Source organism: Malaciobacter canalis, assembly GCF_008000835.1.
In the GTDB taxonomy this organism is placed as follows: Bacteria; Campylobacterota; Campylobacteria; order Campylobacterales; family Arcobacteraceae; genus Malaciobacter; species Malaciobacter canalis.
On the sequence record NZ_CP042812.1, the window covers coordinates 1,875,149 to 1,898,352 of the forward strand.

Annotated in this window: 20 protein-coding genes; 4 read left to right on the forward strand and 16 right to left on the reverse strand. The window is 25.8% G+C overall.

Features of this window, described 5'->3' with window-relative positions; translation table 11 throughout:
- Positions 1 to 45: 45 nt before the first annotated feature.
- The 3 genes from ACAN_RS09295 to ACAN_RS09305 form a co-directional block, all read right to left on the reverse strand.
- Positions 46 to 3,264, reverse strand: a complete 3,219-nt coding sequence (locus ACAN_RS09295) for an ankyrin repeat domain-containing protein (protein ID WP_099333550.1) — start codon at positions 3,262 to 3,264, stop codon at positions 46 to 48.
- The gene (locus tag ACAN_RS09300; protein ID WP_099333551.1) at positions 3,264 to 6,482 is read right to left on the reverse strand and encodes an ankyrin repeat domain-containing protein; all 3,219 of its coding nucleotides are present in this window, start codon (positions 6,480 to 6,482) and stop codon (positions 3,264 to 3,266) included. The genes ACAN_RS09295 and ACAN_RS09300 overlap by 1 nt, the downstream gene beginning before the upstream one ends.
- 199 nt (positions 6,483 to 6,681) lie before the next feature.
- A complete protein-coding gene (locus ACAN_RS09305; RefSeq protein ID WP_099333552.1) occupies positions 6,682 to 7,266 on the reverse strand; it encodes an NUDIX hydrolase in 585 nt (194 codons plus the stop codon).
- 110 nt (positions 7,267 to 7,376) lie between these two features.
- On the opposite strand from ACAN_RS09305, the gene ACAN_RS09310 reads away from it, so the two are divergent.
- Positions 7,377 to 7,970 carry a hypothetical protein gene (locus ACAN_RS09310; protein WP_099333553.1) on the forward strand — a complete coding sequence of 198 codons (594 nt, stop codon included), beginning with the start codon at positions 7,377 to 7,379 and terminating at the stop codon, positions 7,968 to 7,970.
- Here ACAN_RS09310 and ACAN_RS09315 read toward each other — a convergent pair.
- Genes ACAN_RS09315 through ACAN_RS09325 form a run of 3 tightly spaced genes read right to left on the reverse strand, consistent with a single transcriptional unit; the run spans position 7,962 to position 10,859 of the window.
- Complete coding sequence (locus tag ACAN_RS09315; RefSeq protein ID WP_099333554.1) at positions 7,962 to 9,128, reverse strand: sensor histidine kinase; 1,167 nt, start codon at positions 9,126 to 9,128, stop codon at positions 7,962 to 7,964. The genes ACAN_RS09310 and ACAN_RS09315 overlap by 9 nt on opposite strands.
- Positions 9,121 to 9,780, reverse strand: a complete 660-nt coding sequence (locus ACAN_RS09320; RefSeq protein ID WP_099333555.1) for a response regulator transcription factor — start codon at positions 9,778 to 9,780, stop codon at positions 9,121 to 9,123. Before ACAN_RS09320 ends, ACAN_RS09315 begins: the two co-directional genes overlap by 8 nt.
- A 56-nt stretch (positions 9,781 to 9,836) precedes the next feature.
- Positions 9,837 to 10,859: a YeiH family protein gene (locus ACAN_RS09325; protein WP_099333556.1), complete on the reverse strand. Its 1,023-nt coding sequence runs from the start codon at positions 10,857 to 10,859 to the stop codon at positions 9,837 to 9,839.
- 101 nt (positions 10,860 to 10,960) lie between these two features.
- Between ACAN_RS09325 and ACAN_RS09330 the strand changes: the two genes are divergently transcribed.
- Positions 10,961 to 11,839, forward strand: a complete 879-nt coding sequence (locus tag ACAN_RS09330; protein WP_099333557.1) for a LysR substrate-binding domain-containing protein — start codon at positions 10,961 to 10,963, stop codon at positions 11,837 to 11,839.
- Here ACAN_RS09330 and ACAN_RS09335 read toward each other — a convergent pair.
- The 5 genes from ACAN_RS09335 to ACAN_RS09355 all read right to left on the reverse strand — a co-directional run bounded on the left by ACAN_RS09335 (position 11,826) and on the right by ACAN_RS09355 (position 18,021).
- Complete coding sequence (locus ACAN_RS09335) at positions 11,826 to 12,650, reverse strand: hypothetical protein (protein ID WP_228150601.1); 825 nt, start codon at positions 12,648 to 12,650, stop codon at positions 11,826 to 11,828. The two genes, ACAN_RS09330 and ACAN_RS09335, sit on opposite strands and share 14 nt — an antisense overlap.
- 95 nt (positions 12,651 to 12,745) lie before the next feature.
- Complete coding sequence (locus ACAN_RS09340) at positions 12,746 to 13,249, reverse strand: YajQ family cyclic di-GMP-binding protein (protein ID WP_099333558.1); 504 nt, start codon at positions 13,247 to 13,249, stop codon at positions 12,746 to 12,748.
- Between the two features lie 66 nt (positions 13,250 to 13,315).
- A complete protein-coding gene (locus ACAN_RS09345; protein ID WP_147525214.1) occupies positions 13,316 to 15,964 on the reverse strand; it encodes a sensor histidine kinase in 2,649 nt (882 codons plus the stop codon).
- Between the two features lie 27 nt (positions 15,965 to 15,991).
- Positions 15,992 to 16,777 carry a Rossmann-fold NAD(P)-binding domain-containing protein gene (locus ACAN_RS09350; RefSeq protein WP_099335420.1) on the reverse strand — a complete coding sequence of 262 codons (786 nt, stop codon included), beginning with the start codon at positions 16,775 to 16,777 and terminating at the stop codon, positions 15,992 to 15,994.
- 2 nt (positions 16,778 to 16,779) lie between these two features.
- Positions 16,780 to 18,021, reverse strand: coding sequence for a uracil-xanthine permease family protein (locus ACAN_RS09355; protein ID WP_099335419.1), 1,242 nt, complete (start codon positions 18,019 to 18,021; stop codon positions 16,780 to 16,782).
- A gap of 118 nt (positions 18,022 to 18,139) precedes the next feature.
- Here ACAN_RS09355 and upp point away from each other — a divergent pair, with 118 nt between their 5' ends.
- Complete coding sequence (gene upp, locus ACAN_RS09360; protein WP_079580282.1) at positions 18,140 to 18,763, forward strand: uracil phosphoribosyltransferase; 624 nt, start codon at positions 18,140 to 18,142, stop codon at positions 18,761 to 18,763.
- Positions 18,764 to 18,767: 4 nt separating this feature from the next.
- Here the strand turns inward: upp and ACAN_RS09365 are convergent, their stop codons facing one another.
- The 5 genes from ACAN_RS09365 to ACAN_RS09385 form a co-directional block, all read right to left on the reverse strand.
- Positions 18,768 to 19,565, reverse strand: a complete 798-nt coding sequence (locus ACAN_RS09365; protein ID WP_165773092.1) for an ion transporter — start codon at positions 19,563 to 19,565, stop codon at positions 18,768 to 18,770.
- A gap of 10 nt (positions 19,566 to 19,575) precedes the next feature.
- Positions 19,576 to 19,962 carry a DUF423 domain-containing protein gene (locus tag ACAN_RS09370; protein ID WP_099335417.1) on the reverse strand — a complete coding sequence of 129 codons (387 nt, stop codon included), beginning with the start codon at positions 19,960 to 19,962 and terminating at the stop codon, positions 19,576 to 19,578.
- Positions 19,963 to 20,041: 79 nt separating this feature from the next.
- A complete protein-coding gene (locus ACAN_RS09375; protein WP_079580285.1) occupies positions 20,042 to 20,305 on the reverse strand; it encodes a hypothetical protein in 264 nt (87 codons plus the stop codon).
- A 144-nt stretch (positions 20,306 to 20,449) separates the two neighbouring features.
- Positions 20,450 to 20,896 (reverse strand): phosphoribosyltransferase, encoded by a 447-nt coding sequence (locus ACAN_RS09380; protein ID WP_099335416.1) that lies wholly within the window; start codon positions 20,894 to 20,896, stop codon positions 20,450 to 20,452.
- A 3-nt stretch (positions 20,897 to 20,899) separates the two neighbouring features.
- Positions 20,900 to 22,198, reverse strand: a complete 1,299-nt coding sequence (locus ACAN_RS09385; protein WP_099335415.1) for an NCS2 family permease — start codon at positions 22,196 to 22,198, stop codon at positions 20,900 to 20,902.
- A gap of 147 nt (positions 22,199 to 22,345) precedes the next feature.
- Between ACAN_RS09385 and ACAN_RS09390 the strand changes: the two genes are divergently transcribed.
- Positions 22,346 to 23,203 (forward strand): damage-control phosphatase ARMT1 family protein, encoded by an 858-nt coding sequence (locus ACAN_RS09390; protein WP_099335414.1) that lies wholly within the window; start codon positions 22,346 to 22,348, stop codon positions 23,201 to 23,203.
- Position 23,204: the final 1 nt, after the last annotated feature.

Below are 23,204 nucleotides of genomic sequence, written 5' to 3' on the forward strand. Positions count from 1 at the left end.
AGTATCAAGGCAAGTTGTGTTGGTTACAAACCAACACAATAAGTTTTATAAGTTTTTTAAAGTTTGCAAGTAATTTATTATATCATCTGATTCATTTTGCTTGTTTGCAATATCAATACAAAGTTGAACATCTGCTTTATATTTTACAAATAGTTTTGCTATTTTATCTTCGTTCTCTTTTGGTTTTTTTTCACTTTTTACAAAACCAACACTACGTTGACTTACAAAATTCATAGTTTTAACATACATCAAAAGAGCTGGTTCAATGCCTTGATGATAGTTTATATTAAAATCCATATTAATCAAAGTTTCCAAAATCTCTTCAAAAATTTTATTATGAAAATCTAAAACTAAAAGTTGATGCAAGACTGTATAGTTAAATTTATTTGCTTTATTTACATCAAGTTTTTTAGTTTTATAAAGCATATTTATAAAGTACAAGTCTTTAATTAAAAGTGCATAATATAAAGGCAAAGTATCAGTATAATCAAAAGTATTTATATCTACATTTAGATTAAGTAAAGTATCAAATATCTCTTTACAGTTTAATTTTATTGCATAAATAAGTGGTGTAGCACCAGCGTATTCACAAAGATTTATATTTGCACCAGCTTTTGCTAAGTCAATTATGATTTTACTTTTATTAGTCTCAAATCTAAAAGAAAAATCATAGCTATCTTGACCAATTACTGCATGATGTACTGCATTTTGATTACTATCATTTATAGCATTTACATTTGCACCTAAAAGAATCAACTCTTTTACAACTTCCCTTGCACCTACACTACAAGCTGCCATTAATGCAGTTTTTTGTTCTACACTAAATTTCTCAATATCTAAACCAAGTTTTACTAAAGTAACAACTGCTTTTGCTCTTTGAAGAGTTGCAACATGAGGATAAGTTACAATAGCTGTATGTAAAGCATCTAAATTATCAATTCCACCAGTTATTTTTATATTTGCACCTTTATTTGCTAAATATGTTAATGTTTTAGGCAAACAAGACATTGAAGCTGATAAGAAAATAGTTGTATCATGACTATTTTTATGTTCTAAATCAAAAGTATCTTTATTAAAACAATATTCTAAATACTCAAGAGCTAAATCATCATTTGTAATGTATCTTTGAATAAGTGATTGAATAGGCATCTCATTTAGACTTTCTTTTATAGGAGTAGCTAAACTAGCACCATACTCATAAAGTAAATCAAAAAGATGTTTATTTAACTTTTCTTTATTAAAAGCTTCAATAAAAATAGATATATTTTTAATAGAGTTAATATTATTTGCACAAATTGTATGACAATTTACATCTGCACCATTTTTTAAAAGTAGTTCAACTACTTTAAAACTTTTATGTTCACTATTTGCAGTTGCCGCTTTTTTTACGATATAAGATAATATTGTTTGCTTTTGTAAATTGCCATTTTCATCTTTAAAAGTATAGTATCTATTTATATTAGAATCTCTTTTTATCATCTTTTCAATAAACTCTAAAGTAAAAAATCTATGTTCATAAAACTCTAAAATAATTGGTTTTATTTCACTATAAGCTTTTAAATTACTATATGTATCCACAAGATATTCAAGGGTTTTTAAAGATAAATATATTGAACCTAAAAGTATTATATTTGCATCTTCTGTTTTTTCTTCATATTTATAAAAATCTTTTTTTATGTAGTATGGATTTATTTTTATGATTTTTTTTAATATTTCATCTTTTCTTAGATAAACAATTGCATAAAATATAGAATCATCATCTGTTATTTCTAATCTTAAATCATCTAAAATATACTCCAAAACTTTATGTTCATTTTGTATTATAAAAAGTGTAAAAAAAGAGATAAAATCCTCTTTATACTCTTCATCTTTTTTTGTTTCTTTAAAAAACTCTTTGCAAGAACACTTTGTATTAATATTTAAACCATAATCAACTAAAAGCTTTAAAACTTCTCTTTTTTTACTAATACTATTGACAACACTATTTTCTTTATAAAAATATTTTATTACTCCTTCATTATTCTTATCTATAAAGTTTACATTAGCTTTAAACTCTAAAAGAAGGTTTATTAAAGGTAGATGATAATTATAGACTGCATAAAAAAGAGCACTATGTTCACTAGTTTCTATTTTTGCACCTTTTTCAAGTAAAAACTTAGCAACACAAATATCTTTTGAAATATCTAAACTTTTACAAACTTCATAAAGTACATTTGTATCTTTTTTTTCAGTCAATTCTATACTTGCATTTTTACTTACAGCTTTTTGTAAAAGGTAGAGTTTTTCAACTTCAGTTAATCTTGCATTTGTAACTATTTGATAAACAGTTGTTTTATTACTTAAATCTTTAGTTTTATCAATATAGTTTTCCACACTTGATTTTGGCAATAAAGATAAAAACTCTTCAATGCTTTGTGCTTTTTTTTCAAACTCTATGGCTATATCTTCTAAATCTTTCACACAAAGCATTCTTTTTATTTCATGGTGAAAATCTTTATAATCAGCTCCTAAAAGAATCAACTCTTTTAAAGATCTAGTATCTCCACTTTGTATAGCAAGTTTTAATAAGCTATTGTTGTCTTTATCTACTTGGTTTAAATCAAGTTTATTTAGATTATGAAGTAGATGTAAAACCTTTGCTTTTGTGCTTGGCTCAAGATTTGAGTATATCAATTGACATACAAAAGAGGTGTTATCTTCTTCATTTAAAGGACATCCAGCTTGTATAAGCGCTTCAAAAATATCATACTCTCTTTTATTCATCAAAGCACACTCTAAAGGAGTAAATTTATCAAAACCATCTTCATAACTAATCATAGGAACATCAAGTTTTATTAAAAACTTGATAAACTCTAAAGGTGCCAGTTTTGAAGCAATTGCTAAAACACTTAAAGATTCTACTTCTATTTTATATCCATATTTTATAAATGTACTTAAAACATCAATACTTTTTGATTGGATAATAGTACTTATTGCACTACTTCCTTTAGTTTTCTTTGCATCTTGGAAATCACTTCCAAGTTCAAATAAGTAGTTTAATACATCAACTCTTTTGTGTATAGTTGCATAATATAATGCTTTTTTATTATCTTCATCTTCTTTTGCAAAGTTTGAACTATCTATTTTTGTTTTTATAAAATCAATACTCTTATTTTTTATGATATCTTCTAAACTATCTTCATGTAAAAAAGCAGATGAATCATCAAAAAAAGAAGATTCCTCTTCTTTTTTATTGTCATTAAACAGCTTATCTAAAAATGACATTATAATCTACTTTTTAAATACTCTAAAGCGTCTGCTGGAACTTCTTCTATTTGATTTAAACTATTTAAGGCAACTTGAATATCACAACCTTGTGATATAAGTTCATCTGTTACATCAACAAAACCAGCTAAAACACTTAATGCTAAAGCATTCATTCCATTATCTAATCTTTCATTTATATTTGCACCATTTTCTAAGAACTGTTTAATAACCTCAACTCTTTTATCTTGTTCAATATCTAAGTTACTATAAGAAGCCCACATTAAAGGTGTAAAACCTTGTGAATCTTTAATATTCATATCTTCAAAAAACCCTTTTACAATATCTAAAACATACTCATTTGCATAGTATCCAATTACATGAAGTAGTGATAATCCATCTCTTCCACTTGTAATTTCAATACCTTGTTGTAAGAAGAATTTCAACATTTTTGCACTAGTTTCATCAGATCTCATAACAGCACTAAAGTGAATAGATTCATTATTAAAATCAATAACTTTAAAATCTATTTCTTTATTGTTCATAAGTCTATTTACATAATACATATCACCATAAGCAATTGCTATCATAATAGGTGTTCTTCCATTCATATCTTGTGCATTTAAATCTAGCTCTAGTTTTAATAAAGTATTGAATATTTGTTGTTTATTTTCTAAAATACTCATATGTAAAACAGGTACTATATTTTTTGAACCTTTATCTAAGTTTGCACCTGCATCTTTTAATGCAGCTAACATTTTTGCTCTTATTAATTCAGGATTTTCTTCATCATCATATGTTTCATTTCCTAAAATTGCTCTATGAGCTGCACTTTGCCCCTCTTCATTGAAAAAGTCTGCATTTGCATTTAACTCAAGTAAAACTCGTAAAGCTTCAAAGCATCCATAATTTGCAGCACTCATTAAAGGAGTAAATTGTTCAACATCAATTTGTTCTATATCACAACCTGCTTCAACTAATACTCTTACAGTCTCTGCTCTTGCAATATTATCATTGTCATTGTAGTTTGATATAGCTTTATGTAATGCAGGTGAATTATCAAAACCTCCAATTACATTTATATTTGCACCTTTGTTTATTAGCCATTTTAAAACTTTTGGTCTATTCATCATACAAGCACCAAGGAAAATATCTGTATCAAAGCTATTTTTATGTTCTAAATCTACTTTATAACCTTTGCTTTCAAAATATTCCAAATGTTGTAAACAAAGCTCATCAGAAGCTAAGCTAAATCTATTAACTATTGAATGCATTTGAGACTCATTTAAGTTAGCTACTGGTTTATATGGGTCAACTCCATTATCTAAAAGAAAGTCTAAAACTTTTGGTTCAAATTTTAATCTATTTACAACTTGGTTTATTAATATTCCAACACTATCAAGATGTGTTTTAGTTTTGTTAATACGCTCAAGATAAGTATCAATAATTGCACCATTATCTTTTAAACATTGTAAAATCTCAACTTTAAAATCTTCATCAATTTCAAAATTATCATAACCTCGTATTAAACTTGAAACAACTGTTTGTGTTTCTGGTTCATCTGGGAAGATATAATATTTTCTGTTTAAATTAGGGTCTGCTTTTATAAGTTTTTTAATTGTTTGTATATCAAATTGATAATAAACAGCTTTCATAATATAAGAGTTTGCTTCTGAGTAAGCTTTTATATCAATATATGTATCTAAAATATAATTTACAAGCTCTTCATCTTTTTCAAAAAGTGCCATACCTAAAATATTTGAATCAAAACTTTCACTTCTAACTTTACAATACTCTTCATTTTCAAATACTACATAAGGATTTCTTGCAATTACTCTTTTTTTTACTTCTAAAGGTATATCTTTTCTTTTTATTACATATTCCATTGTCAAAGAATTAACTTCCAATGAAGAGAATTTGTCAATAATATGTTCAAGAAGTTCACTAGGTGCTACATCAGCAACAGCTTCTAAAATTGGTGTAGTATTACTACTTGAATCTTGATAGTGAGATATTGGTAAATTTATATCTAAACCATTTTCAAGCAATAAATCAAACATTTTCACTCTTTCTTGTGCATTTTTAAAATTAGCTTTTGGATGAATAATAAAATTCATAACTGTATTATCAAAATAGTTAACAAAGTTTACATTTGCACCTTTAGTTATTAAATACTTAGTGCATTTTATATCATTATCATTTACTACATTAAAAAATGCAGAGTGTCCATTGCATTCTATTTGTGCACCATTTTCCATTAAAAAATCTATAAAAGTTGTATTTGATTGCACAGAGAAATATGCTGTATATGTATATAAAGCATTAACACTGTGTCCATCACTATTTAACTCATTTATATTTACACCCTTTTGTAATGCAAGTTGAGCTAATTTAACTTTTTCTTTATCATGAAGCATCATACTTTTACTAATATTTGTTAATAACTCTTTATTTTTTACATCTTCTAAAAGCTCTATATACTCTTTAAATGAATCAAAATCCAATAAGCCTAAAATATATTCAGGTTTATTAAGTTTATTTTTCAAAACATAAGGACTTAATTCTTTTATCTCTTTTTGTTCTAAGAAATTAGGAAGCTGTTTTGCTATAGAGTTTATACAAGCACCTAATTTTATTAGTTCTTTTAGAAGCTTCATATCCCTTTGGTTAAAAACTCTAGAAGAAGCAGGAAGTTCATTTTGACTATGATTTATATCAAAATCATACTCTTCAATAAGTAGTTTTAAAAGTTTAACTTTTAAATTTAAATCAAACTTTTTAGAATCAACAATATCATGAATAAGATATCTTTTACCCTCTTCTCTTTCTACACCAAAGTTTTCAAAAATAAATTTAAAAGTATCGAAACTATTTGTATTATTTAAAGCAAGTTCTATCAAAACTTTTCCATTAACAGTACTATCACTACTATTTATACTATGCATATATTCAAGCATTTCCAAAGATGCATCTTTTTTTATAAGATAAGAGATGATAGTATCACCTTGGATAGTATCTTCTAAGATAGCTTTATTTTCAATCAAGTATTTGATAACTTTTACACTTGAATACTCCAATGCAAAATCAATTGGTCTTTTAAAGTCCTCATATTCTTTGTTTATATCCTCAATATCAAGTAGTTTCTCAACTTTTTTTACATTATCTTGTTTTATCGCTTCAACTAATTCATTATCAGTGGGATTTGAATTCATATTTAAAAACTTTTTAAAAAATGACATAAAATTTCCTTTCCATATTTTTATTATTTATAGTTATTATTTATTATTATTTTATAAGAAATAAATTATTATTATCTTAATATTTTATTAATTTATTTCTGATAAAAGTTATCAATTTTTTCCTAAAATTTTTGAAATTTTTTATATAAAAAGTTTAAAATTTACAGTATTGGAGTAATTTTTAACTTTATTATTTTTATTAAGTAGTAATTTTTGATATTTTCGTATCTAAAAACCAATAATAAGAAAACATCAATCCGGGAGTTTTTGCTTTTGATTCATCATAAATAAAATCTTTAAAATCATCAAATGGTATAAAAATAAGTTCAATTTGTTCATCATTTATTCCTCCACCACCATGAACTTTCATAGATTCATCAATTCTAGCAAAATATAAGTTTTGGCAACCTCCACTTATACCAACATTTGTATAAAAAGAAGTGACTTTTTCTATATTTTTCAAAGGTACATCATATCCACACTCTTCATCTATTTCTTCTTTTACTATTTGATTTAAATCTTTATTTTTATCAACTAAGCCAGCACAAAGTTCATATGTAAAAGTTTTTGATTTATCATTTAAATACACAGGAGGTCTAAACTGTTTTACAAGTAAAAAAGCATTTTTTTCTTCATGATATAGTAAAATAGCAACAGAATCAAAGCTTTTTACGGCTTCCCAACTTCTACTTTTTCCATCTTGTTCAAAGGTTATCTTTACAGGATGTACAAATTTTGTTTCATCTAATATTTGAGTTTTAAAGTTGGTGATTTTTGTATTCATATCTCTTCTTTTTAGGGTTTTATCTATTTTATATACTTTTTTCTAAAAAACATTTTAAAATAAAAATAGATATGTTACAATTAATCATACCATAAAAGGAGACACTAGTTATGAAACTAGAGTATGCAGGTTTAAAACCCATGATAAATGAACATGGAGTATGTTTTAAAGATGGCAAAGAAGATAAATTTGCTTATTTAGAATATGCCATTGATATTTTATTAGCAATTGACCATAAACATGAAAAAAAAAGAAAGTACTCCCATGAACTAAAAGCACAAAGAATCTCACCTCAAGAAATCATAGATATTTTAATAAAATATCATCCACATTTAGAAGAAACAATGAACAAAGAGATAAATAGCTATTTAATTCATTTAGACAATGAAGAAGATAGCGTAAAACACAATATTGTATTAAGTAATATAGAAAGAGAAACGTTTATTAATAATCTTAAAATAATGAGAGAATATAAAATCCAAAGGGCAAAAAATAAGATTTTTTATTTTCATTGTATTGAAACAATTGTAGAAGTTATATTAAAAAGAGAATTAAAAGAGATAGATGCACCTTTTAATGAAAGATTTTGGCATATTTTTCAAACTTTAGAGGGAGCTTTAAGTAAACATAAAATTAGAAGTGATTTAAAAATAAGTAGAAATAACGAACAATTAAAAGCAATGCTTTTAATTGATTTATACTAAAACCTCAGTAAAATCTATAGAAAATAGTGAGCCTGCATTTTCCATAGATTTTAAACTCAAGTTTAAATTATACTCTTTTACAATCTGTTTTACTATATCAAGCCCTATTCCAAAGCCACCTTCATTATTATTACCTCTTTTATATCTTTTAAAAATTTGAGTCTGTTCTTCTTTGCTTATTCCTATTCCAAAATCTTGAACACTTAAAACTGCATCTTTTAAAGTAACAATTATTTTAGAGTTATTATGACTATATTTAATTGCATTTGAAATTAAATTATTCACTACCTTTTGCATTTTATTTTTATCTACTTTTATTTTACAAGGTTCAACACTTGATTCAATAGTTATATTTTTTGTGATAGATATATCGTTAAAATACTCAACACTATGACTTATAAGTTCACTTAAACAAAACTCTTCTTCTAAACTTTCATCATTTTTTTCAAAAGTTGAAAAATGTATATCATTATAAAGCTGTGAGATTTGTTTTGAACTACTTATTATATATTTCATCATTTTTTCAGGATTTTTACCTTTTTTAAGCATAGAAACAGAAGTCATAAGTACTAAAATAGGTGTGTTTAGTTCATGTGCTGAATCTTTTATAAATTTATCCATAGATTCGACTTTTTCTCGTACTGGCTTTAAAAGAAGTTTTGCTAACAAATAAGCTATACATCCTACAAATATAGAACTAAAAATAAGTATTAAAACCATAATAATTTTTAATTTATTTTTATCTTGTACTCCTGTACAAGTTTGTATTGCAATATATCTAATAGGAATATTCTTTTCATAAAGATATGTCACATAATATGTATACTCTTGAGTTTCATACAGATTTTTTTTCAAACTAAACTCTTGTTCTTTGTGCATATTTGAAAAAATTAATTTTTTATTTTTATCAAAAAGTGCATATTGTATATCTTTATGTTTTAATTTTATTGGTCTTAGCTTTTCTTTATTCATGTATGAGTTTAATATTTGTGATTTTATTTCATTTGCTGCATTTGACATTTGCATATTACAATGCTCAGCAACTGATTTTAACTCATTTTTATAATAAAAATATAATAATAATCCAACAAGAAGTATTACAGAACCTACGTAAATAGATAAAAAACTAATAAGTGCTTTTCTTTCATCTTTATTCAAATTTATATCCTATTGATCTAATTGTTTTTATTCTATCTTTTCCAAGCAACTCCCTTAAGTTTTTTATATAAACTCTTATTGTCGCATCTGTTGGCATATCTTCATAAGTCCAAACATTTTGAAGTAACTCTTCACTTGAAATAACTCTATTTTTATGTGCACAAAAATATTTTAAAATATCTCTTTCTTTTAAAGCTATTTTTTTTATACTATTATCAATTTTAAGTTCACAAGAATTAGGGAAAAAACTTATATTTTCACAAAGTTTTAACTCTTCATCTTGATTAATAAAAAATACCTTGCAAAGTTTCATAATTCTTTGGTCAAGCTCTTCTAAATCAAAAGGCTTTTTAATATAATCATCAACTCCATTTTCAAAAGACTCTTTTAAATGCTTAGTATCTTGATATGCAGTTAATACAATAATTGGTGTTCTATTTTTATAATCTTCTCTTAATGTTTTTAAAACTTCTAAACCTGACATTAAAGGAGTATTTATGTCAAAAAGTGCAAAATCTACTTTATTATCAATTAAATATTCCAAAGCATCTTGCCCATTTGTTTTTGCAATAACTTCATAGCCTTTATCTTCAAGATGAAAACTAAGTAAATCACTTAAGGCACTATCATCTTCTAATAGTAAAACTTTCATAACGCCACTTCCTTTAAAAAACATATTTTATACAATTTTTGTTTATAATATGTGTATTAAAGTGTTATAGCAAAATTTACTATAAAATATCCACCTACACTTAACCAAATAAACAGTATAGAAGCTAAAATAACTGGTTTTAATCCCACTTTAAAAAATGACTTAAAATCTGTATTTATTCCCAATGCCATCATAGCCATTGCTAAACAAAAAGTATCAATATCATTTATTATATTTATGATTGAACTATCAATCAAATTAAATGAATTAAATAGTGCAACTAATATAAAAAATATTGCAAACCAAGGAATTGTAATTTTTGTTTTCTCTTTTGATGTTGATGTTTTTGCTAAAAAAAGCATTAATATAATCAAAAAAGGAGCTATTAACATAACTCTTATCATCTTAACAACAACTGCATCTTTTGCAATAATATCATTTGAAATACTATTTGCTGCACCAACTACATGAGCAACTTCATGTAATGTTCCTCCAATATACATAGCCATACTTTTTGGTAAAAAGTTTATAAAATCAATACTATATAAATATGGATATAAAAACATTGCAACTGTTCCAAATAAAACTACAGTTGAAACTGCAATTGAACTTTTATAAGCTTTATTTTTTAAAACAGCTTCTGTTGCTAAAACTGCTGCTGCTCCACAAATAGCACTTCCTGCACTTGTCAAAATTGTTATCTCTTTATCTAGTTTTAATATCTTTACTCCAATAAAATATCCCAATGCAAAAGTTGAAAATACTACTATAACGGCAACAATAATTGCTTGAAATCCAACATCATATATCTCTGTAAATGTTAATCTAAATCCATAAAAAATAATTGCTGTACGAAGTAATGTTTTTGTAGCAAATGAAAATGAATTTTCAAATTTTGGACTAACTTTTACTTTAAAGATATTTGTAAAAATCATTCCAATCAATATTGCAACAATCAAAAAAGAAAATCCCAAATTTTGAACTATTTGTAAACTTGAAATATATTTTGCTAAAGCTGTAAGAAGTGCTAAAAAACATAGCCCTAAATAAAAATTTTTATTCTTAATATTCTCTTTCATTATAACTTTCCTTTATATTTGTGAAAGTATATAATTTATCTTTTAATTTGTAAAATTAATTATTTTTGTTATAATCATAAATATTTTTAATAAGGTATATTATGTTTACTTTAAAAGAGTTAGATATTTTTTTTAAACTTTGTGAAAACTCTCATATTTCAAATCTTGCAAAACAGATTAATTTAACACAATCAGCAATCTCAATTTCATTAAATAGCTTAGAAAAAAAAATTGGAGAAAACCTTTTTGATAGAGTAGGAAAGAAGTTAGTATTAAATGAAAGAGGAAGATTTTTTAAAAATAAAGCTATAAAGCCTTATTTAGAACTTAAAAATTTAAAAGATAGTTTTAGTGATGATTTATTAAAAGGTGAGTTAAAAATTGCTTCAAGCAAAACATTTAATAGTATTAATTTATCTTCATATATTTATGATTTTATTTCAAATCATGAAGTAAGTATTACAAAATATTCTCAAAATACAAAAGAGATAATTGAAGAAGTTTTAGATTCAACTATTGATTTAGGTTTTATTGAAAAAGAGTTTGATGATTCAAATATTATAAAAGAAAGAATTGCAAGTGACTCTTTAATAATAGTAACAAGTGATGAAACTCTTTCAAAAAAAGAGTACTATATAGACCAATTATATAGCAAAAAATGGATTTTAAGAGAAAAAGGTTCTGGCACAAGAGAAGTGTTTTTAAGTAAATTAAAATATCTTGATGAATTTAAAATCACAATGGAAATATCAAATTTTGAAGAGATAAAAGATATATTACTTCAATACAAAGATACACTTACTTGTATTTCAAAACTAGCAGTAAAAAAAGAGTTAGAAAAAAAACAACTTTTTGAAATAAAAACAAAAAATCTAAAATTTGATAGAGAGCTTTATATGATTTATCATAAAAATAAATATAAAAGTAAACTCTTTTTAGAGTTTACTTCACATATAAAAAAATGTTTTAAGAAATTTTAAAATCACTCTTTTTTTGTTTTGCATTTACATTAATACCAAAATAATCAAGTAACTTTAACTGAATTACTATATAAATAATACAAGTTATAAAAGAGATAAGTGTCCCTAGAAATATTCCAAGTATTGGGTATGTAAAATGTACACTTACACAAAATATAACAATACTACTTAAGCCAGATGGTGTATTTTTAAGTATTGTTCTTGCTTGATTACTACTATGATTAAAATGAACTATTAAAAGTAAAGGAAACATCATACTTGGAAATGCTGAAAAAATACCTGCAATATTTACAGGAGCAATTTTTGGTATTGATGTTACTAGTAAAAATATAACAACTGTTAAAATAGTTCTTAAAAGTAAATCTTTAAATGTGATTTTTGTATTTATTTTTTTTGCATTATCAGGTATTTTTGCAAAATAGATTGTTACTAATGTAATTATTGTAATTACTGCAATTGGTGTAAAAACAACATGTATTGGTACATGAGCTAGTATAAATGCAGCTACTAAATAAAAAACAAAAGATACAATAATACTTACAAATATATCAAATTTTCTTTTATAAAAGGTACTAATATAATATCCTATTATAAAAGACAACAATGCAAGTAAACCATGAATATTGTATAAAGATGCTTCAACAGAATAGTTTATTCCATGCTCAATTGCAAAAAAAATCAAAACAATCATTGTTCCTAATGGAAGTCCTGATAAAATCCCAGATAATTTTGCACTAACTTTTTCAGCGATAATTGAAAGTGTTATTACGATTACTACAGCAGTTACTGCTTTTATAATTAGAAGTTCCATTGTCTCTACTTGTTAGAAAATAAGCAGATATCATACCACTAAAAAGTTAATTTAATTATAAAGTTAATAAAAATAGTAGAAAAAAAGTTTTTCTACTATCTAAAGTTATCAAATACTAAAGGTGCTTTAAGCTCTAAGCTTTTTAAATGTTTCATAATTGTTTGTAAATCATCGATATTTTTTCCAGTTACTCTTATCTCTTCACCTTGATTAACTGCTGTTACTTTTAATTTCAGTTTTTTTATTTCAGTTTGAATTGTTTTTGCTTCTTCTTTTTCTATTGTATCAATAATTTTAAATGTAATTTTTCTATTTCCACCACTTGCATCTTCTGTTTTTAACTCTTCAAGAGAATTAATAGAAATACCTCTTTTATTCATTTTTGAAATTAATATATCTTTAATTGCATCAACTTTATTATCACTTGCACTTACTATAGATAAAGTTTTTGTAGTTTGATTTAAATCTATCTCTTTTTTTAAACCTTTAAAATCATATCTATTATCAACCTCTTTTTGAGCTTGTATAACTGCATTTTTCATCTCTTGCATATCAAGTTTTGCCGAAATATCAAAATGATGTTCTTTTGCTTTTGCCATTATTATCCTTTTTAAAGTTTATTAAATATTTTAACAATTTAAATAAAAAAATCTCTTAATTATAATCTAACCTTTATAATTTTGCATAATTATTTTAAAATTCGCTCCAAAGTACTCTTTATTATCAAAAGTTTGTGAAAAGTTTTCTACATTTATTTCTGCATTAACTTTATTTAAAATAGACTTACACATATAAAGTCCAAGTCCTGTACCTTTATCATCAGATTTTGTCGTAAAATATGGTTCAAAAATATTTTCAATAATTGCCTTATCAATTCCACCTGCATAATCTTTTACTTCTATTATTATATCATCACCCATTGATATAACATCAATATCTATTCTTTTTATTTCACAATTTTTCTCTTTTATTATATCTCTTGCATTATTTAATACATTTAATAATACTTGAATAAGCTCATTTTCATATCCAACTGTTTTTAAATCTTTATTTATAGTATTGTAATTAATACTAACTCCAAGAGATCTATATATGTCATTTATTAGATTTATTGTTTTATGTATTACTTCATCAAGTTTATAAATTGTTTTATCTTTTTGTTTAAAGAAATCTCTAAAATCACTCATTGTATTTGACATAAGATTTATTTGCTTTTTAATTGATTGATTATCTTTACTTAAAGCATCATCATCATTTTGTTTTAGTTTCAATCTTAATTCAATCCCCGAATTTATCATACTAATAGCATTTAAAGGTTGTTTCCATTGATGAATAATCATAGATACCATCTCACCAATATTTGCCATTTTACTTTGTTGTACTAAATGCATATCTTTTTGTCTATTGTTTGAAACTTCTTGTTTTACTCTATTTTCAAGCTCAGCATTTATAATAGTTAGTTCTTTTGTTTTCTCTTTTACTTTTTCTTCAAGATGTTCATTTAATTCATTTTGCTCAACAATTAAATTTTTGATTTTTGAAGCCATCTTATTAAATGACTTTTCTAGTTTTCCAATTTCATCATTTGATGTCTCTTTAATCCTATAATCTAACTCATTATTCGCAAATCTTTTAGTTCCAACTAATAGTTTATCAATTTTTGAAAGAATATAGTTTGACATCCAAATTGCTATTGCTATTACTAATACTACCATTATAAAAGTAATAACTGTAAGTTCATTTATAAGTGATTTAATAAAAGATTTTATTTCAAAATTATTTCCATCTACAATCTCTTTCATATTAACAGTTTGTTCATGTAGTATTTTTCTAACATCATTTCTTGTTTTATTTGCAGCTGCATGAAACTCATCAACATTTGCACCAATAGTTACAAAACCAAATCCTCTTTTACTATTTGCATACTTACCTGTATAGTATGGTATTGTTGCTGCTGTTGATAGTTTCCATATATTACTCCAATATATTATAAATGATCCATACCCTCCATTTTGTGTTAACTGCATCCAACCTTGACATTGTGGAGCAAAGTTTAAATATCTACAATCTAATCCTACATTACCATCTTCTATTAACTGCCTCATATTTGGCTTTTTTTTCAAGCTTTGTTCTTCAAACTTTGGATAATCTTTTAAAAACTCATTTATATCTTTTTTTGATGCATAATATTTCTTTGCCACATCTTCACTTAGCCATGGCATTGCTTGTTCTCCTGTCTTTGGATCATACCCTACTATTGAGTAATCCCTTGGATGAGATATATTCCTTCCTTTATAATCCCACATAAATGCATAATTCCCTACACTTGCATCTGCTATATCTTGTATTGGATTTTTATCAACTGGATTTACTGTATCTGTAAACTGCATAATATGTTCATGGTCTAATGCCAAGCTTACATATCCTACTTTTTTATCTTCTTTATACACTGGTGTTACAAATCTTATTATTCCCTCAAATCTTTTTCCATTGGGATTCTCTTTTCCTGCATATCCATGATTTTGTGGTTCAAATGCTATATTCGCTTTTTTAGCTTTATTTTTTGTAAAGGTTCCTATTATATTTGTTTTTACACTCTGACCTATTACATTACTTACATATATTTGCCCTTTTTTTAAATCTTTTATTTTTTTAAAATAATCTTCTGAGTTTACATATGTATTCTTCTTTTGTGATATATCCAACAACTTTTTCTCTATTTGTGATACTTTATATATCTCTTTTCCATTTATATCAAAGTAGCTAACCTCTTTATAAATTGGTATTTTTACTCTTTTTAATTCTTTTGGGTCTGTATAATTAAACTCTTTTTCATTATCTTTTAATTGGGCTTTTCTTTCTTGGGGTTTTATTCTCTCTTTTTCTTTTTTTGTTTCCCATCTTTGTTTTTTCTCATTATAATAGTAATTTTCATGTACTATTATCTCTCTTTGTTTACTTTTATAAAACTCTTTTAAAATATCTTTATTTAAAGGTATATTTGATAAAAAAAGTATATCCTTATCTCTTTCATATAAAAAGTCAGCCACATTTTTTGCTATTTCAAAGGATAATCGCTCTATTGCTAATTGGGATTTTTTATCAAGATTTTTAACACTATCATCTATTGAAGCATTTGCAGTATTTAGTATAATTTCTTTACTTTGGTTATAAAGATATTTTGTACTATTTTTTAAATATTCATCTAATTTTATTACACCTTCATATGAAATGTAAGCAAGTAATAAAAGAGGTATTACTTTAATGAAAATAAAAAGAAGTATTAGTTTAGCTTTAATAGTTATATTTTTCATAGTAATTCCCAATGGTAAATTGGGTAATTATACTAAAAAGTAAGTAAATGGATTATCAAACTTGTATTTAAAGTTTAGCTTATTTGTTATTTTGTTACCTAAAATTATACGATTATTATAATTTTCAGCATACTCAAAGTTTAAAATCTCTATTTGTTTATTTTTTGCTTGAAATGAGTATAACTCTTTTTTATTTGGATGCTCTTTTGAACATAAATTAAAAGTGTCATAGCTTTTTAATTTAACAACTTCTCTTATTGCCTTTACTACATCATCTCTATGTACAAAATTTACTTTTTTATTTGCATCTTTTACTATTCTATTTTCAAAATATTTTGCCGCAAATCTATCATATCCCATAAGCCCTGCGCATCTTAAAATAGTAAGTTTAGAGAACTTATCTTTACAAGATTGTTCTATTAAATAAATATTTTTTTTACCACAATTCTTTTCATCAAGTTTATATGATTCATCAAAACTTCTATTTTCATTTGGGTAAATAGAACTTGAACTAATAAGAATAACATGTGTATTTACTAAATCTATTTTAGAATAAATTGTTTCTAAAAAATTTAGAAAATTATCTGCACTAGAAGGAATTGAAATAAGTAAAATATCACATTTAAAAAAGCTTTGAAAGTTAGTGTTTGAATAGTTTGTATCAATTAAAAAAGAGGAAAAACCCTCTTTTTTTAAAATATCTATTTTAGAACTACTTGTAGTTGAAACATTGACTTTAAAACTCTCTTTTAAAAAAGTTCTTGCAACTTCTAAACCTAACCAACCACAACCTAAAATAGATATAGTTTTCAAAATTAACTTTCTCTTGGTTGTGGTAAAATTAGATTTAAGAAAATTCCTACAATTGCACCAAGACCTATTCCAGAAAAAGCAACTCCACCAAAATTAAATGTCATTCCACCAATTGAAAAGACTAAAATCATAGCAACAATTGCCATATTTCTAGGGCAAGATAAATCTGTATTTGCTTTAATTAGTGTAGAAATACCAATTGATGCTATAATACCAAATAATAAAAGCATAATACCTCCCATAACAGGAAGTGGAATCGTTGCAAGTAATCCACCAAGTTTTCCAACAAAAGCTAAAATAATTGCAGCAATGGCAGTCCAAGTCATAATAGCAGGATTGTATGCTTTTGTAACAGTTACAGCACCAGTAACTTCTGAATAAGTTGTATTTGGTGGTCCTCCAAAAAGTGATGCAACAGAAGTTGCTAAACCATCTCCTAAAAGAGTATTTTTAAGACCTGGTTTTTTTAAATAATCCTCTTTTGTTACTTTTGAAATTGCCAACATATCTCCAATATGCTCAATTGCAGGAGCAATAGCAATTGGTAAAATAAATAAAATTGCTTGCCAATTAAACTCAGGTGCAGTAAACTCTGGAATAACAAACCATGCTGCTTGCTTAACAGGAGTAAAATCAACAATTCCATAATATAAAGAAACTGCATAACCTATAATAATTCCACCTAAAATAGGTATTAATTTAAAAATACCTTTTCCAAGCAATGAAATAAAAACTGTCACAAGTAATGCTATCATAGATATTATCATTGCTTGTTCAACAGGTATAACTTGAACAGCCCCATCACCTGTTCTTCCCATTGCCATATGCACAGCAGCAGGAGATAAAATCAAACCAATTGCCATAATAACAGGTCCAACAACAATAGGAGGTAAAAGTTTATGTAAAAAATTATCACCTTTTAATCTAACCAAAAAACTTAATAGCACATATAAAAGTCCAGCAGCAAAAAGCCCAGACATAGTTGCAGCAATTCCCCATGTTTTAACCCCATGAGAAATAGGAGCAATAAAAGCAAATGAAGATGCAAGAAAGATTGGAGGGATATTTCCTTTTGTAATAAATTGGAAAACTAAAGTTCCAACACCAGCAGTAAAAAATGCAACATTTGGATTAAGTCCTGTTAAAATAGGAACTAAAACCAATGCACCAAATGCAACAAATAAAAATTGCACACCTAAAATTGAATCTTTAACTCTAAACTTATAATCTGTAGGTTTGTTCATATAGCCTCTTGCATGTAAAATTTGAAAATAGTAGCAAAATTTCAATTAATAATTAGTAAATTATATAAGTTTTTTTTAGATACAATTAAGCTTTTAAATAAAATTTTAGGACATATTAATGTATAAAGAGAGTACAAACGCTGTTGTAAAACATCTTATAAATAGACTAAGAGATGTAAGAACAGCTTCAAATGAATTTAGACTTACAATTGAAGAAATTTCAAGAATGATAGTTGCTGAGGCTTTAGCAGATTTTCCAACAATAACAACAAATATTAATACATGGCAAGGACCTCTTGATGTAGAGATGTTAGAGGTTCAAAAAATAGTTTTAGTTCCAATTTTAAGAGCTGGAGAGCCAATGCTTACAGGAATTTTACAAACATTGCCATATGCAAGAAGTGGATTTTTAGCTATGAAAAGAGATGAGCAGACTTCATTAAGTAAACTATTTTATGAAAATATTCCAGATAATTTAGAAGATAAAACTGTTTTATTACTTGATCCAATGGTTGCAACAGGTGGTTCTTTAATTGATGGAATTGACTATTTAAAAGATATAGGCGCAAAAAAAATCATTAGTTTAAATATTTTAGGTTCACCATATGGAATACAAAAAGTTCAAGAAGCACATCCTGATGTGGATATTTATATTGCTCAAATTGATGAAAGATTAGATGAAAACAACTATATCAGACCTGGCTTAGGTGATGCAGGGGATAGAGCTTTTAATACAAAGTAAGGAGTTAATCCTTACTTTTTTTTATTTGTTTTAACTCTTGTCTTAAGTGTTTTACTTCATTTAGTAAAATATCTAATTTTTTACTATCTTCATGTATTTCTTGTTTCATATCAGCTTCATTTAATTTTTGCATTTCTCCAATAATAACAGCCACAAATAAATTAAAAAATACAAATGCTGCAATAATTACAAAAGATACAAAATATGCCCAAGCCCAAGGATAAACTTCCATCGCTTCATACATTACATCCGTCCAATCTTCAAATGTAAGTACTCTAAATAGAGTCAACATAGAAACTAAAAAGTCTGACCATAAACCTGATGGAAGTTTTTCAAAGAAAAAGTTTCCAACAATTGCATAAATATAAAAAATAATAAACATTAATATAACAATATCAATTATTGCAGGTATTGCTTTTATTAACATATCTATTATTGCTTTTAATTCTGGTCGTGCAGTAAATAATCGAAGAACTCTAAATATTCTTAAAAGTCTTGCAACTGCTGCGTATCCACTTGATTCTAAAGGTAATAAAGTAATAACTACAATTGTGAAATCAAAAAGATTCCATCCACTTTTAAAAAAATTAACAAATTTCTTTTCTGCAACCATTTTAATAGCTATTTCAAAAATAAAATAAATAGTTACAAAAGCATCAGCAAATTGTAAAAACAAAGAGTAATTTGTTTCTACATCACCAATTGTTTTAAAGCCTAAAACAGAAGCATAAGCTATAATAATAAGAGTTGTTAGGTTTGAAAACCATCTTGCATCTCTTATTTGTTCAATCTTTTCGATCAAGTAAAATCTCCTAATTTTTATAAATACTATAAGATACCATCAACCAAGCTATAATTAATAATGTTCCACCAATTGGTGTAATAGCACCTAAAAATGGCATATTTAACACAACTAGAAAATATAATGAAAAACTAAAAATTAAAGTTCCAATTAACACTAGCCATGCAGAAAGAATAAGTTTTTTACAATTTGGTTTAAGATATATTATAAAAGAAATAGCAAATAATCCAAGAGTATTATAAAAATGATACTCAACTCCTGTATTATAAGTAGCAAGCATAGAAGGTTCAACTATTGCTTTTAATCCATGTGCTCCAAAAGCACCTATTGCAACAGCCAAGGCCATCATAAAAGAAGCAATAGCTAAGAATAGCTTTACATTATCATCAATTTTCATATTTTAGTCCCTATTTTTTTTGGGAAGTTTAGCAAAAAATTGTTAATAACTGTTTAATAAAAAGTCTTAATTAACTTTTTTATTTTTCTTCTTTTTTCTTAGAAAAACCTGCGCCTTTTTTCTCTTTTTTCTTTAAATCTAAATCATTGATTAAATTTCTAAAATCAATTCCTTCTTGATTCATCTTTGCAAAACATGCAGCAACAGTTGCAATTGCATTTGGTACTTCTTTTTTCTTTTTGTAAGCTTGAATGTTTTTTTCACTTACTTTAATAAGTGCTGTAAACTTTGGAATTGTAAGTTCTGCATCAAGTAATAGTTTTTTGAATTCTATAAATGTCATTCTTATTCCCTGTTTTAATTTAAAAGTATTATACTAAGAAAAAATTAAAAATAAAGTAAAAGATAATTATTTATATATAAAAGTTATAAATTATAGACTAAGAAATAGTTTATATTTTAGGGTAAAATACCCTAAAATATGGAGTTATACTACATCAACTTCCCAAAAAAAGTCAATCCACTCTTTTGCTTCTCTTACTGTATAATCAGGTTGTAATACAGCAGATTTTTTATAAAAAATTGTTGCTAGTTTAAATTCTACATTAGGAAACTTCTCTTTTAAAACTCTTAGAATCTCTTCCATTGTTTCCCCAGAATCAACAATATCATCAACAACTAAAACTCTTCTTGCATGTGATACATCTGGAATATTAAAAATATTAAATGTATCTAGTTTCAATTCACCCTCATAATGAATTGAGTTTAATGCATATAAATTTCTCATATCCATAGCTTGTGCCATAAGATGAGATAATGTTAAACCACCTCTTGCAACTGCTAATAAAATATCAGGCTCATACTCCCTACAACTATTTACTAGTTTCTGAGTATCTTTTTTAAATTCTTCGTAACTGTAATAAAATTTTTCCAAAATTTAACCTTGTAATATAAATACTAATAGACTTATTAATGTAATTGTTAAGATTCCAATATTTAAATCACTAAACTCTCTTTTTGTAAGTTTAATAATCGTATATGCTAAAAAACCTGCTGCGATACCATTTGTAATAGAAAAAGTTAAAGGCATTAAAGTAACAATAAAAAATGCCCCAGCACTTGTAGCTAAATCAACTTGTTCAAAGTTTATTTTACCAAGTTCTGTAAACATTAACACTCCAACAACAACTAATACAGGATAAATTGCATTTGATGGAATTGATTTAAAAAGTGGTAACATAAATAGTGTTGTTATAAAAAACATTGCTGTAAATATTGCTGTAAGACCTGTTCTTCCACCCTCTTCTACTCCAGTTGAACTTTCAACAAAAGCAGTTGTAGTAGAAACACCTATCATACTTCCAGCAGCTGTTGATATAGCATCTGCTTCTAAAGTTTTTTGTAAAGACTTATCATCTTTATTTCCACTTTGAAACATATTTGCCCTAGCTCCAATTCCTGTTAATGTTCCAAGTGTATCAAACATATCAGTAATTAAAAAAGTAATAATAACAGGTAATAAAGATAAAGATAAAGCACTTACAACATCAAGTTGCATAAATATTGGAGAAATAGATGCAGGAGCAGATAAAAAGCTTGTAGGCATTGGATTAACTTCTAAAAACCATGCAACAATTGAAGTAATACCAATAGAAAAGATAAAAGCACCTTTTAATCTGTATGCGTAGAAAATAAAAGCAAGAATCAAACCAAGAGCACCAATTAAAACATTTGGTTCTGAAAAATCACCAAGTTTTACATAAGTAACCTTATCAGGCACAATCATTCCCATTTGTTTTAAACCTATAAAAGCAATAAAAGTACCAATACCAGCAGATATTGCTCGTCTTAAATTCATAGGAATTGAGGTCATAATCCAAACTCTAAAGTTTGTAAAAGACAAAAGTACAAAAAGTACACCTGATAAAAATACGATACCTAGTGCAGTTTGCCAAGGAATATTCATTCCTAAAACAAGTCCATAAGAAAAATACGCATTTAATCCCATACCAACACTCATTGCAATTGGAGTGTTAGCCCAAAGACCAGAAAAAATTGTAGCTAAAATAGTAATAAGAGCAGTAGCAGTAACAACTGCATCCATAGGTAAACCTGCATCAGCAAGAATAAAACCATTTACAGGAACTATATACATCATTGTCAAAAAAGTAGTAAATCCAGCAGTAAACTCTGTTTTGACATTTGTGTTATGCTCTTTGAGTTTGAAGAGGTTCATAACCAAATCCTTAAGTTTTAAAATAAAGGCGAAATTATACTAAAGTTTTCGTAAATAGTATATAAACTAAAGTAAAAATTAAGCTAATAATAACTAAAAAAATAGTAAAACACCCTAACATACAACTTTACAGAGGTAAAAAAAATTATGAATATAACAAATACATGTGTTGAATGCATTATAAATCAAATACAAAAAGCTACAAAATTGTTAGATTTTGATGATAAATCAAGCAAAGAACTTATGGATGAAGTAAATAAAAAAGCGAAAAAATTTGATTTTTCAAGAACTCCACCTTTTGTTGCAAAAGAAGTATATGAACTACTTTCAATAAAAAGTAATTTAAAAGATCCTTTGTATTTGTTAAAACAAAATTCAATAAAAAATGCAATATCTTATCTTCCAATTATAAAAAAGCAAATACAAAATAGTGAAGATAAACTTTTTACAGCAATAAAAGCAGCAGTTGCAGGAAATGTAATTGATTTTGCTGTAACAAAAGAGTTTAGCTTAGAAGATGAGATAAAAACAGTTTTTCATACACCTTTTTCAATTAATGATTATAAGATATTTAAAGAAGAGTTAGAAAAGCACAATGAACTTCTTATTTTATCAGATAATGCAGGTGAGAATGTATTTGATAAAGAGTTAATAAAAGTATTAAACTTACTATATCCAAATTTACAAATTACATATGCAACAAGAGGTAAACCTATTATAAATGATATTACTACAAAAGAAGCTATTCAAATAGGCATTCATAAGCATTGTAAAGTAATAAGTACAGGTGTTGACACTCCAGGAATGGAAAAATCACAAGCATCAAAAGAGTTTTTACAAATATTTGAAAATGCACCATTAATTTTAGCAAAAGGAATGGGTAATTTTGAGTGTTTAGAAAGTTACAATGATAATAGAATATTCTTTTTATTTAAAGTTAAATGTGAAGTTGTAGCAAACAAAGTTTCAAAAAATTTAGCAGATTTAATACTAAAAAGGGGCTAAG

Excerpts from the sequence above, each read along its gene's own strand:
- ACAN_RS09295 (WP_099333550.1), bottom strand. The coding sequence starts at position 3,264 with ATGTCATTTTTAGATAAGCTGTTTAATGACAATAAAAAAGAAGAGGAA.
- ACAN_RS09300 (WP_099333551.1), bottom strand. The coding sequence starts at position 6,482 with ATGTCATTTTTTAAAAAGTTTTTAAATATGAATTCAAATCCCACTGAT.
- ACAN_RS09305 (WP_099333552.1), bottom strand. The coding sequence starts at position 7,266 with ATGAATACAAAAATCACCAACTTTAAAACTCAAATATTAGATGAAACA.
- ACAN_RS09310 (WP_099333553.1), top strand. The coding sequence starts at position 7,377 with ATGAAACTAGAGTATGCAGGTTTAAAACCCATGATAAATGAACATGGA.
- ACAN_RS09320 (WP_099333555.1), bottom strand. The coding sequence starts at position 9,780 with ATGAAAGTTTTACTATTAGAAGATGATAGTGCCTTAAGTGATTTACTT.
- ACAN_RS09325 (WP_099333556.1), bottom strand. The coding sequence starts at position 10,859 with ATGAAAGAGAATATTAAGAATAAAAATTTTTATTTAGGGCTATGTTTT.
- ACAN_RS09330 (WP_099333557.1), top strand. The coding sequence starts at position 10,961 with ATGTTTACTTTAAAAGAGTTAGATATTTTTTTTAAACTTTGTGAAAAC.
- ACAN_RS09335 (WP_228150601.1), bottom strand. The coding sequence starts at position 12,650 with ATGGAACTTCTAATTATAAAAGCAGTAACTGCTGTAGTAATCGTAATA.
- ACAN_RS09340 (WP_099333558.1), bottom strand. The coding sequence starts at position 13,249 with ATGGCAAAAGCAAAAGAACATCATTTTGATATTTCGGCAAAACTTGAT.
- ACAN_RS09345 (WP_147525214.1), bottom strand. The coding sequence starts at position 15,964 with ATGAAAAATATAACTATTAAAGCTAAACTAATACTTCTTTTTATTTTC.
- ACAN_RS09355 (WP_099335419.1), bottom strand. The coding sequence starts at position 18,021 with ATGAACAAACCTACAGATTATAAGTTTAGAGTTAAAGATTCAATTTTA.
- upp (WP_079580282.1), top strand. The coding sequence starts at position 18,140 with ATGTATAAAGAGAGTACAAACGCTGTTGTAAAACATCTTATAAATAGA.
- ACAN_RS09370 (WP_099335417.1), bottom strand. The coding sequence starts at position 19,962 with ATGAAAATTGATGATAATGTAAAGCTATTCTTAGCTATTGCTTCTTTT.
- ACAN_RS09375 (WP_079580285.1), bottom strand. The coding sequence starts at position 20,305 with ATGACATTTATAGAATTCAAAAAACTATTACTTGATGCAGAACTTACA.
- ACAN_RS09385 (WP_099335415.1), bottom strand. The coding sequence starts at position 22,198 with ATGAACCTCTTCAAACTCAAAGAGCATAACACAAATGTCAAAACAGAG.
- ACAN_RS09390 (WP_099335414.1), top strand. The coding sequence starts at position 22,346 with ATGAATATAACAAATACATGTGTTGAATGCATTATAAATCAAATACAA.